Genomic DNA, 10,717 nt, shown 5'->3' with positions numbered 1-10,717 from the left:
CGTCAGCCCCGTTTCCCTGCAAGGGGATAGAGGTGGTCAGTGCCGTTCCCAAACCCGCGGGAAGCAATCCCGCGGACGTCAAGAACGGAGCACGGTGATGGATGCAGCTCTGGTCGGAGAGAAATCTTCGTCTAACTGCGATCCGAAGATCGGGGAAGAACGAGTTGGCTTTATATGCTCAGATATTTAGGCATATTTGGGTATATATGGACAATTTATTCAGTACGGTGATCAGATACCGAACGATGCGTCGCTTCTCGTCGTTATACGAAACGATGCGTCCGCGTTTCAGGTTGCGCCAAAGACGAAAGGCGTCTCTAAGCACGTAACCGCGAGGTGGCTCGAGCTGAACTTCCTTCCGTCTCCTGCGGGCCATTTGCCGGGCCTGCATGAGAGAGGTTTCGGGCCAATGGCCGAGGACGATATCGGTAACTCGGCCGTTTGTTGAGAGGCGCAGGAACCAGCTTTTCGTTCCGGTCGGCTGCACTTTCAACGTAAGTCCATGACCGTCTGCCACCGAGTAGCGACGGGCTTGAGGTTTCAAAGAGGCGATCTTTTTTGTTGTTAGCTTGGAGTTCTTCATATGGAAGAGGGGAAGGTTAAAACCAGCGAGCTGGTCGAGTACTACCAGTTCGACGATGAGGGCTATTACATCGGCCCGGTTTCCGTTCAGATCGTGAACGGGGAGCCGCTGCTGCCGCCCAACGTGACGCCGACTCCGCCGCCTCAGCCTCAGGACGCTTCAGAAGAAGACGTGTCCTTCAACTGGAACGGCGAATCTTGGAGTGTGGAGGTAGATCCCACGACATGTGAAGAATTCGTAGGGGTTGTAATCGATCACTATTCGGATACGCCGCATGACATCAAGCTTCGTGAGAAGTTGCAAAAGGCTCTTGAGAAGGGCGGTAGTGACTACCGCGAAGGCCGAGGGGAAGATCTTTCGTGGTACGTCGAAGTCGTTACGGAAGAAGAAAAGGCCGCGAACGAAGCGAATGCCGCGCTCAGTGATTTCGACTCTCAGCTGTCTTCTATCAAGTCGCGCATGGAACTCGCGAACCTGATGAACGACACCGAGCAGATGGAGGCGTTGCGAGGCGAATACCGCACGCTTATGGGGCTTGATGCTCAGTCGGCCGACTAACAACGCAAGAGGACAAGAATCAAATGGCGACTGAAAAACGTTACTGCCCGGCTTGCGGGCACGAGCAGGATGAGAACGGCATCTGCACGAACGAAAAATGTCCGCGACGCTCACTGCAGGTCACTCTTAATGAGAATCAGAAGGCGGCAGAAGAAGCCAAGGAAGAACTGAAAGTTCAGAGCGCAAGCATTCTGAGCACCCGAAAGTTCATGCTCAACACGCGAAAAATGATTTTCGGAAATCCCTGAAAATGGTTGATTTTTTCGGTGGAGGTGAAGCTGTTCGGCCACCGAAAGCGCAGTGGCCAGACAACTGCTGCTCCATGCTGCAAGCACGGGGCGGCGGCAGTTTGGTTCTATGCTATTCTCTTTGCTAAAGGCACACTCGACTCCGCGTAGTGATCTGCCCCGTAATGGGATGGTCGAGAGGCAAGTTTTGGAAGCCGCGCGGTAGTATCTCTAAACTAACAGGGGTTAGGAACTCGTTTAGAGGATTCGAGAGTGCCTATTTCTTTATGGAAAGAAGTTTGTCTTTTCTTCGTTTCCTGGGGTTCTGAACGTAAAAGGTCACCAAGGTTTCATTGTCTGACCCAGGGATAATCCTCGGATTCTCCTCTTCGGTAACCAGCACAAGTTCGCGGTTACCTCTGATCACCCTCCATTCCGTTTTTGCACCGTTCCGATTGGTACCCTTTTTGTGTTCGCACGGCCAATATTCTCTAACGATAACTGGAATAAAGCGCAAGTCATCTTCTGTTATTCGATAGTCCTCATCCTCGTGAAGAAAATGCTTCAAAACGACCTTAACGATTCCAAAGGGATATCGGAAGTAGGCTGCTTGAGTGTTTTTTGAGCCGAAAAATCCATTTCTGATCGTTATTTTAGGTTCCGTATCGACTACTGCCATAACGCTAAGCGGCAGGGGGCTGTTCTCTAGCGGTTCAGTTTTGTTCTGATCGAGTAGTTCGGAAAACACTTTTGCAAGTGAATCCGCTTCGATGATGATTTGTCTCTGATATTCGATCAATCCACCAAGAAGATCGATTTCCTCTTCATTGATGGATAAATCGTATTGAAGGTTTAAAGCTAACAAAAGAGCAACCTGATGCGCTCTTTCCTTCGAACTGGTGCTTTTTGTCATTCGAATCTCTCCTTGATTCGAAAATTCTCACTGGCGTCAGATCGAAGCCTTTCGTCTGTTTTCCGCTTAAAAGGAAAAAACCGTCCGAACCACCCTACCGGCTCCCCTACAGTTGACTGACGAACAATCAACTGCGGCAGAGGGGGAGACCGATGCTTGACGCTTTAATTGCGGCCATTAAATCGGCACTACTGGATGCCGTGAAAGAGAAGGCGGAAGAGATGACGAAGGAAGAAGCTAAGGCCTGGCTTGAAAAGCTGGGCGTAAAGGTTTCCGAAATCACGGACGAAATGCTTGCCAACATTGACGCTGCAAAGTCGCAGATGGATACGGAAACGCGCCGTAAGGTTCGTGCTGTTTGGGCGGCGATTTCGGCTGTCACGTTTGCCATTGGCGTTGGCATTGGCCTGCTTCTGTAGGCAAGAGAGGCGGCATGCCTGAAAAAGATATCAATACGTGGAGCTGGTTAAGCATCCTCGTTGCCTTGGGCGCGAGTTTTGGTGGCGGCTTCATTCGGTACCGGGAAGAGATGCGTTACGTGAAGAATTTCTCTCTCTGTGGATTCCTGCTGGACATGTTCACGAGCTGCTTCGTTGGTTTTCTAGCCTTTTGGGTGTGCCATGACGTGTTACAGCAGCCGGATGCGCTGTGCGCCTGCGCTGCAGGCTTCGCGGGGAACATGGGGGCAAGCGTCTTTGACTTTGCGAAGCATGGCGTTATGCGCCGCCTCGGTATCGAGCACGACGATAAGGACCTCACGAAATGAACGCATACGGAAGTTACTCACCGAATCTGGTATTCGATTTCATTGCGAGAGAAGAGGGGTGCCGGCTTAAGGCTTACCGCTGCAGCGCGGGCGTGCTGACGATCGGCTACGGCCACACGGCAGGCGTCAAAGAGGGCGACGAAATTTCGCAGGAACAAGCAGACACGTGGTTGCGAGAAGACATTGCAGAAACGGCTCACGAATTTGCTCACTACGTAAATGTTCCCGTTTCTGAGGGCATGTACGTGGCTCTGACAAGCTTGGCCTTCAATCTGGGCGCGAGCAATGTCCCACGCAAGTGCCCGAAGATAATGCGTGCTTTGAACTCGAAGGACTACGAAGCGGCAGCGAAGGAATTTCTTGACGTCACGGGCGGTGGCCCAGGGCTCGTCGGACGTCGAAAGCGCGAGTACGAGCGCTTCATGGAGGGACTTTGAAGTGCAGTTTTGGGGGCTCGGATTGTCGATCGATGACCCTTATTGGGACCAGATCAGGCGCATGGAGAGAGTGACGGAGACTCATACGAGAGAGCTTTTCATCGGCGAAGACGAAGAGGATCGCAAACAGATCGAGGAGTTGCAACGACTTCGAAAGGCCGTAGAAAGAAAACGCCGTCGAGAAGAGATCGAAAGGTTGAAAAAGGAGCTTATTGGCGATAGCTCAGGTGCATATATGTGAGGTAGATGCAATGATGTACTTGCATTGGGCTATTCTTGCTCCGCTGTCTTTGCTGATGGCGATCGTCGGCCGCTTGCTCTGTCCGATCCTGCCGTTATTCGTTGAAGAGGACGGTTATTTGCCTGATTGGCTTTGGTGGTTTCAAACCCCTGACAACCCGTGCGACGGGGATGAGGGCCATTGGGAACGACATCCGGGGACCGACGCTTGGAGCACCTATAAGCGCCGCATGGCTTGGTTTTGGCGCAACGTGGCCTACGGCTTCGATATTGAGATTTTGGGGGCGAAGTGCAAAGCAGGGGACTTCCTCGAAGAGTCGGGTGACCTCGAAACCGACACGAAACCCGCGCACAGCGGCTGGGTTTATCGCGAGTTGAAGCGCGATGGAAAGGCAATTTACTGGCAGTTTTACTTTGTCTACCAGTATCCGTTCTGGAAGTCGCGCTGCATCCGCGGAAACCTTGGTTGGAAACTGTGGGATTACGAAGGCGAGACCGTCACGGTTCAATGGACCGGCATGATCAACCCGCTGTTTGGTGCGGAATAAATGTCGGTCGCAACTTGGGTGAAAGTAGGCGGAACTGTCATAGCGGCGGCGCTGATCTTTGTTTCCGGCTACCGCTACGCAGCGGCTCTCTACGGCGCAGACATCGCTGCACTGCGTGAGGATTACGCCACACGCTCTGCGGCGCTCGAGACTAAATATCGTGAGAAAGAGAAGGGACAAACGGATGCGCTGGTTGCAGCGTGGGCCGAGCGCGACAAGGCTCGCGCTGATGCTGTCAACCTCACTGCTGATCTTGAGCGGGTGCGCGGCGAGTACGACGCCCTTAAGCGTCGAGTGCCCGCAGCCGATTCAAATCCCGACAAGTCTCACGTCGAGCCGTGCCGAGGAGGTGCGGACCTTGTCGCAAGATGCTCAGCGCTTCTTACAAGATGCGTCGGAGTGGCTCAAGAGCTATCGGGCGACCGAGACGCCGTAAGACTGCTGTTAAAATGAATTTTGTCGTCCGGCGTCGTAAGCGCAAGCCTACGGACGCAAGCGAAGGAAGTCCCGCGGCTCAACTAGTCAGGTTGCGGGACTTATTTATTTGGTAAGAGTAAAAAAGGGCGGTTGCGCAGGAAGCTTTGCGATCAATTACTTGGTTACAAATAGGGGATAAACGCCGCCCCTCTTACTATCGAGCGCAACATCGAAAAAAAGCTTCGATTTAAAGGCCTCCGGTATTGCCGTGCCAGGGGTCTTTTCCGTTTAACTTGTGTAAAATAGTGAGCTGACTATCCTTCCGATGTCGCGAACTAGACGGGAAAAGCCATGTCGCACTTGGCACCGTCGCACGGCGCTTGAGGTCCGGGTAGCGCCCGGTGCGTATCCAAATCGGATACAAGGGGAGGCATCGGATAGGTGCGCCGAACGGTGAAGGCAGCGGACTGTAAATCCGTGACATAGAAACGCTGGTGGTTCGAATCGATCCCTATCCACCAAAATTGCGGGCGTAGCTCAATGGTAGAGCAGGGGCCTTCCAAGCCTCCGATGAGGGTTCGATTCCCTTCACCCGCTCCACTTGAGGATGGCTTACAGTTTGCGGAAACTGTGCGCCCGTCTTGTCGGACGGAACGCGAGGCTTTCTAGAGGCCCAAAGGGTTCGACACCCTCCATCCACTCCCTTTTCGCACCTGCGGCGTAGAGCGCCGTGGGGGCAATCGAAAGCGTACCTCGCACAGGATCTGTTAAGACGACCGAAGGCCAAGGCCGCCAGCCCGCTTCAGCGGCGCAGACTGCAACCCGCGAGGTCTTCTATACGGATCACGCTGAAAAAGCCCCCCGAAGAGCGGAGGGTCGCAAAAAGCTGATCCTATCGTGTCTTGCTGGTCTGGGTTCCCGAATGGGAGTAGGCGAGTACGAGTCGCCAAGAAACCTTTGGCTACAGCAAAAAGCCGCAAAGACCGGTGCGCGGCCGGGATGCGGCGGGGAGTAGCTTCCTTTCCGACAGGCGCGAGCTACGCGCGCCGGGTGCCTTCACTTCTGAACAAAGAACCCCGTCGGGCTTAACGGCTCGGCGGGGATTCTTTTTGCGTTTAGGGCAAAGCAACTAGCGCTGAATACGTACCAGATCTTCAGCGCCGAAGAGCAGTCCACTTTGGACGCATTTGAACTCGTTTCCATTGTAGGAAATCAATTGAGGTCAAACAGCGACAGGAGTCTTGATGGCGGGCCAAGGATCGTACCCCTCGAAGGCGAAATCCTCGTAGCGGTACTCAAAGATCGAGTCGGGTTTACTCAGAATCTTGAGCGTAGGGAAGGGGCGCGGCTCGCGCGAGAGCTGAAGCGTTGCCTGTTCGATATGGTTCTCGTAAAGGTGAACGTCGCCGCCCGTCCAAATGAAATCGCCGACCTCGAAGCCGCATTGCTGGGCGAGCATATGCGCCAAGAGTGAATAGCTCGCGATATTGAACGGCACGCCGAGGAAAATGTCGGCGCTTCGCTGGTAGAGCTGCAGCGAAAGCTTTCCGTCCGCAACATAGACCTGCCACAGGCAGTGACAGGGCGGCAGGGCCATTCTCGGAAGCTCGATCGGATTCCATGCGGAGACAACCATCCGGCGGGAGTCGGGATTGGTCTTTATTGTCTCAATGAGATTGGCAATTTGATCAACGCCTTGGCTTCCATCAACCGTCCCTTCGATGAGCTTCTCGATGAACGGCTCTCCGTTCTCGTCCCATTGAACAGTACGAACTGTTCGGTAACTGAGGCCGTCCGCGCCAAAATTGCGCCATTGACGGCCGTAGACAGGGCCAAGGTCGCCGTTGTCGTCAGCCCACTCGTCCCAGATCGTCACGCCGTTATCGTTGAGATACCTGATGTTCGTATCGCCGTTCAGAAACCACAAAAGCTCGTAGATGATCGAGCGGGTGTGAAGCTTCTTTGTCGTGAGAAGCGGGAAGCCCTTGGAGAGGTCGAAGCGGATTTGACGCCCGAACACTGATCGCGTGCCTGTGCCGGTTCGATCATTCTTTTTGGTCCCGTGCTCAAGGACGTCTTGGAGCAGATTTTCGTACTAGCTCATTTCACTCCTCGTTTGCCAAAATTAGTCTTACACCGTCGTTAGAGAAAAAATGCCGTTGGGCTTCGCAGCTCAGCGGCATTTTTTTATGGTGTATGGAAAAAAGTGTGGAAAATATTTTAGTGCGCTGTCGATGCCTGAAAATAAAGGCTCAAGCTGTCGCCGCAGATGACGACCATCCCGGGCCGGACGAGTCCGAGTTCGTCCATAACGACATGTTCGATGCCTTGGTCGGGATCGTCGGGTCCGTAGAACGCGTCGATGCCAAATCGCCGGCAGTTCGCCTCAAGCGTCTGCGCCTGCCTGAGGGACGCAACATCGACGATGCGGCGCGGGCTTTCGTCCTTGGTCGGGATGATGTGGTCGACAACGCAAAGATGCGAGTCGGGAGAAGCGACGGGAAGGCCTCGCTCTGCCAAGCCTGCGAAAGCCTGTGGCGACGTGTATTCATTGGCAAAGTGCACGTCGCAGTAAAGAAGTACGGTATCGGCGTCTATGGTCTTGACGGTGTGTGCGTCGACGATCTTTCGGTACAGCGTTTTCGGCGCGGTCATCTAGGTCTCCTTTGGTAAAGGCTGCGCTCGATACATTTCCTGGAAGCAAATCGCCAATCGAGCGAGCAGTCTGAGCAAGGCAAAGTGTAGTAACGCTCCAGCGATCGATTCGTTCTGAAAACGCAAAACTGATTCAAGAAAATAGCAAAACCGTTTATTGACTGGACGCCGAAAAGCCGTTCTGTCCGGAACGCACGAGAGCCTGCATGAAACGTTCTTTGAGTGCGTCCAAAAAGGCACGCACCTGCGGGGCAGGCCGCTTCGCAGCGTAATACGCATAGACATCGGCCGGCATATGCCAATCGGGGAGCACCTCGACGAGTTCACCCGCGGCAATAGACGGGTAGGCGTGCCAGCGGCTTCTGAGCAGAATGCCGAGTCCCGAACGACACCATTCGAGCGCCGCCGCGCCCGAGTTGGTGCGAAGATCGGGTACGGCCGCCAAAGTAACCGTTTCCTTCGTACCGCGGCGCGTCAAGATCCAGCGCCCGACCGTGTTGTCGTCTTCGGCAATTTCGATCAGCCGGTGCAAAGCCAAGTCGCCGGGTTTCTCTGGGAGGCCGTTCGCATGGAGGTAGACGGGCGCCGCACAAAGGATGCGATCGTTAGACATCAGCTTGAGCGCCCGCAAGCGGGAGTCGTGAAGCGCTCCCAAATGGATGCCGATATCGAAGCCGTCTTCAACGATGGAGACGGGCCTGTCCGTGATCGTCAAATCGACGCGCACGGCCGGATTCGTGCGTGAATATTCGGCAATAACGGGCGCAATAAAGGTTTCGCCGAACCCAAACGACGCACAAATGCGCAAACGGCCGAGCGGTCGTGAGGCAATTTCAGTCTCAAGCCTTTCGGTTTCCCGCAGGATGACTTCGGCGCCCTGCAGGTACCGTTCGCCCTGAGGCGTGAGGCGCATGCTTCGCGTACTGCGAAGAACGAGCTCGGTGCCTAAGCGCGATTCGATTTCTTTAAGTCGCCGGCTCACGGCAGAAGGCGTCATAGAGAGCAAACGGGCGGCATCCGTGAGAGAACTCGAGCGTGCGAGCAGTCGAAAGAAGGCGAAGTCGGAGGAGCGTGTCATGGAAAGAAACGGGTTGCGTTTTAAACCGTTTGAGGGCCCTGGTTGTCGCGGCTTGAGTCAGATCGTCGTATTCGTAAAGCGGGATTCGATCTCTGCAAATAAACCGAATGAAAGGCCTGCTTGACCGTTTTTTGATATGATCCGCCGTCCGCTCGCGGTCCTTACGCGAAATTTCTTCAATTTCCGCAAGTTACTCTCTTTCGGCAGGAGGCCGGAAGCGCTTTTGCAACTCTCTCGAAAATGTTCGAAACTCTCGGCGTTATCGACTATCCGACCTTTTTGATCGGGTCGCTTCTGATCGTTTTGTGCCCCGGCCCCAACAGCATATACGTGATCCGAACGAGCGTCTATGCGGGCCCGAAGGCGGCGATGGCTGCCGCGCTCGCTGTTTTTTCAGGTGACACGGTGCTTTTGCTTGCGACTTATTTCGGCGTCGCCGCCATGATTGCCGCCAACCCGGACGTCTTCTTTGCACTGAAGTGTGCGGGTGCTCTCTACCTCACGTACCTCGCCGTCAAGATTCTCTTGAGCACGCGCGAGAGCTGGGTCAAAATGAAGCACAAGGTGCACGGGAAGGAGCTGACGCTCGACGAGGGGGCGAAAAGCCCTGCGGCAAAGAGCGAAGCGATTGAGAAAGTACGCGCCGCTCGAAAGGCCGCGCGTGAAGCGGCTGAAAGAGAGGGGACTTCTGACAACAAGAAGACGATTACACCCGCAAAGGCTTATAAAACGGCGCTTGTCCTAAGTCTTTCGAACCCGAAAGCCATTCTTTTCATGCTTTCCTTCTTCGTCCCCTTTATCGACACGAGTAAAGGGAGTGCCGGCATGGCCTTCTTGGTGCTTGCGCTCACCTTGCAGTTCTGGAGCGTCATCTACATGACGTCGCTTACGCGCGTCGGGAAGCTCCTGCTGCGCTTCTTCGGCGACCGTCCCGTCTGGAGCATGATCGGCAACAGTGCCGTCGCCGCGCTCTTCCTCTTCTTCTCCGTGAAGCTTGTGCTCGGTGACTAATCGACCCGCCAGCAGCAAACGACGGAAGATTCTGTCCCATCATTCGGGCATACAATTAAAGCGTTTTTAGAGGCGCCTTGCCTACAAAAGCGGTCGCCTCGCTTTGTTTTGAGCCTTTGAGGAAGACGAACATGCAGAACGCTGCGCTCGAAAATCTGCTTACGCGCCGTGCCGTGCGAAGCTACAAAAGCGATCCTGTCCCCGATGACGTGCTTAACCGCGTGATGGAGGCAGGCCTCTATGCGCCGAGCGGCATGGGACGCGAGTCGCCCGTAATCCTTGCCGTGACAAACAAGGAAGTGCGAGACGAACTCTCGCGATTGAATGCTGCCGTCATGCATCTCGAAGGCGACCCGTTCTACGGCGCACCCGTTGTTCTCGTCGTGCTGGCGTCACCCGAACTCGCGGGGACGTATCTCGAAGACGGCGCACTCGTCATGGGCAATCTTCTTAATGCCGCGCATGCCGAAGGACTCGGGAGCTGCTGGATCCATCGGGCCAAGCAGGTCTTTGAAACGCCTGAGGGCAAAGCCATTCTCGAAAAAGCCGGTGTTCCCGCGGGGTATGTCGGAATCGGCAACTGCATTCTCGGCTACGCGGCCGAGCCCGAACCCGCGGCTAAGCCGCGTCGGAATGGGCGCGTCTTTCGTCTTGCCTGACAGAGCGTAATGACTCGTTAACGCCGCGCGGCCAGACGCTGCGTCATTGCGCAGAAAAAGCGGCAGTCCTCAAAAACGGCTGCCGCTTTTTCTTTGTATCGAGCGTTTGGCATCCGAAGAAATAAACGACAGAAGAGTTTTTATCGGTACTCGAACGGGAATTTTGCGAAGAAATCTGGAAAGACCCACGGACGCGAAGATTCGGCCGGTTTGGATCGCTGCTACGCCATCGCCGGCACGATGAAGCGAACGGCGATGAACTCGACGACCAGATCAACATCACGCTCGGCTGCTCCTACGACTTCCAGTTCATGAAGCTCTACGGTCAGGCGCAGCACTTCATGAAAGCGACGACGGTCGGCCTCAAGTCCGCGCAGGAACAGGACAGCTCGATCGGCAGCGGCTACAGCTTCGGTGTCGATGACGAAGGCACCGCTTACGGCAAGAAGGAAATCGACCGCTGGAACATCGCCGTCGGCTACGACTACAACCTCTCGAAGCGTACTTCCGTCTATACGGCTGCTTCCTACATCAAGGAGAGCATGAAGAACTAGGAAGAACGCGACCGCGATCCGTCGTCCATCGAAGTGATGGCCGCTTGATCCACAAGTTCTAAATTTCGCAG

Annotated in this window: 15 protein-coding genes and 2 tRNA genes; 12 read left to right on the top strand and 5 right to left on the bottom strand. The window is 54.7% G+C overall.

The window, feature by feature from the left end; translation table 11 throughout:
- Nucleotides 1-178: 178 nt before the first annotated feature.
- A complete protein-coding gene (locus tag H6A60_RS14030) occupies nucleotides 179-583 on the bottom strand; it encodes an Arm DNA-binding domain-containing protein (protein ID WP_205103211.1) in 405 nt (134 codons plus the stop codon).
- Between H6A60_RS14030 and H6A60_RS08040 the strand changes: the two genes are divergently transcribed.
- Nucleotides 584-1,141, top strand: coding sequence for a hypothetical protein (locus H6A60_RS08040; protein WP_205103209.1), 558 nt, complete (start codon nucleotides 584-586; stop codon nucleotides 1,139-1,141).
- A 23-nt stretch (nucleotides 1,142-1,164) separates the two neighbouring features.
- On the top strand, nucleotides 1,165-1,389 hold the full coding sequence (locus tag H6A60_RS08035; RefSeq protein ID WP_205103207.1) for a hypothetical protein: 225 nt from the start codon (nucleotides 1,165-1,167) through the stop codon (nucleotides 1,387-1,389).
- A 256-nt stretch (nucleotides 1,390-1,645) separates the two neighbouring features.
- On the opposite strand, the gene H6A60_RS08030 is transcribed toward H6A60_RS08035, so the two are convergent.
- A complete protein-coding gene (locus H6A60_RS08030; protein WP_205103205.1) occupies nucleotides 1,646-2,281 on the bottom strand; it encodes a hypothetical protein in 636 nt (211 codons plus the stop codon).
- Nucleotides 2,282-2,433: 152 nt separating this feature from the next.
- Between H6A60_RS08030 and H6A60_RS08025 the strand changes: the two genes are divergently transcribed.
- The 7 genes from H6A60_RS08025 to H6A60_RS07995 all read left to right on the top strand — a co-directional run bounded on the left by H6A60_RS08025 (nucleotide 2,434) and on the right by H6A60_RS07995 (nucleotide 5,289).
- Nucleotides 2,434-2,700, top strand: coding sequence for a hypothetical protein (locus H6A60_RS08025; RefSeq protein ID WP_205103203.1), 267 nt, complete (start codon nucleotides 2,434-2,436; stop codon nucleotides 2,698-2,700).
- A 14-nt stretch (nucleotides 2,701-2,714) separates the two neighbouring features.
- Complete coding sequence (locus H6A60_RS08020) at nucleotides 2,715-3,047, top strand: phage holin family protein (protein WP_205103201.1); 333 nt, start codon at nucleotides 2,715-2,717, stop codon at nucleotides 3,045-3,047.
- Nucleotides 3,044-3,484: a lysozyme gene (locus H6A60_RS08015; RefSeq protein WP_205103199.1), complete on the top strand. Its 441-nt coding sequence runs from the start codon at nucleotides 3,044-3,046 to the stop codon at nucleotides 3,482-3,484. The genes H6A60_RS08020 and H6A60_RS08015 overlap by 4 nt, the downstream gene beginning before the upstream one ends.
- Nucleotides 3,485-3,735: 251 nt before the next feature.
- The gene (locus H6A60_RS08010) at nucleotides 3,736-4,272 is read left to right on the top strand and encodes a DUF7338 family protein (RefSeq protein ID WP_205103197.1); all 537 of its coding nucleotides are present in this window, start codon (nucleotides 3,736-3,738) and stop codon (nucleotides 4,270-4,272) included.
- Complete coding sequence (locus H6A60_RS08005; RefSeq protein WP_205103196.1) at nucleotides 4,273-4,725, top strand: DUF2514 family protein; 453 nt, start codon at nucleotides 4,273-4,275, stop codon at nucleotides 4,723-4,725.
- 399 nt (nucleotides 4,726-5,124) lie between these two features.
- Nucleotides 5,125-5,210, top strand: a tRNA-Tyr gene (locus H6A60_RS08000).
- A gap of 5 nt (nucleotides 5,211-5,215) precedes the next feature.
- Nucleotides 5,216-5,289 (top strand) — tRNA-Gly (locus H6A60_RS07995).
- A gap of 622 nt (nucleotides 5,290-5,911) precedes the next feature.
- Here the strand turns inward: H6A60_RS07995 and H6A60_RS07990 are convergent.
- The 3 genes from H6A60_RS07990 to H6A60_RS07980 all read right to left on the bottom strand — a co-directional run bounded on the left by H6A60_RS07990 (nucleotide 5,912) and on the right by H6A60_RS07980 (nucleotide 8,422).
- Nucleotides 5,912-6,775: a thymidylate synthase gene (locus H6A60_RS07990; RefSeq protein ID WP_205103224.1), complete on the bottom strand. Its 864-nt coding sequence runs from the start codon at nucleotides 6,773-6,775 to the stop codon at nucleotides 5,912-5,914.
- A gap of 134 nt (nucleotides 6,776-6,909) precedes the next feature.
- On the bottom strand, nucleotides 6,910-7,344 hold the full coding sequence (locus H6A60_RS07985) for an aconitase family protein (RefSeq protein ID WP_338054851.1): 435 nt from the start codon (nucleotides 7,342-7,344) through the stop codon (nucleotides 6,910-6,912).
- 154 nt (nucleotides 7,345-7,498) lie between these two features.
- The gene (locus H6A60_RS07980; protein WP_205103194.1) at nucleotides 7,499-8,422 is read right to left on the bottom strand and encodes a LysR family transcriptional regulator; all 924 of its coding nucleotides are present in this window, start codon (nucleotides 8,420-8,422) and stop codon (nucleotides 7,499-7,501) included.
- A gap of 240 nt (nucleotides 8,423-8,662) precedes the next feature.
- Between H6A60_RS07980 and leuE the strand changes: the two genes are divergently transcribed.
- From leuE to H6A60_RS07965, 3 genes are all read left to right on the top strand, one after another.
- Complete coding sequence (gene leuE / locus H6A60_RS07975; RefSeq protein WP_205103192.1) at nucleotides 8,663-9,433, top strand: leucine efflux protein LeuE; 771 nt, start codon at nucleotides 8,663-8,665, stop codon at nucleotides 9,431-9,433.
- Between the two features lie 131 nt (nucleotides 9,434-9,564).
- Nucleotides 9,565-10,092 (top strand): nitroreductase, encoded by a 528-nt coding sequence (locus H6A60_RS07970; RefSeq protein ID WP_205103191.1) that lies wholly within the window; start codon nucleotides 9,565-9,567, stop codon nucleotides 10,090-10,092.
- A 173-nt stretch (nucleotides 10,093-10,265) separates the two neighbouring features.
- On the top strand, nucleotides 10,266-10,646 hold the full coding sequence (locus H6A60_RS07965) for a porin (protein ID WP_205103223.1): 381 nt from the start codon (nucleotides 10,266-10,268) through the stop codon (nucleotides 10,644-10,646).
- Nucleotides 10,647-10,717 lie beyond the last annotated feature (71 nt).

Source organism: Sutterella massiliensis (assembly GCF_016899755.1).
In the GTDB taxonomy this organism is placed as follows: Bacteria; Pseudomonadota; Gammaproteobacteria; order Burkholderiales; family Burkholderiaceae_F; genus Sutterella; species Sutterella massiliensis.
The sequence above is the reverse complement of the archived record's forward strand: the minus strand, read 5'-3'. Positions and strand labels throughout refer to the sequence as shown.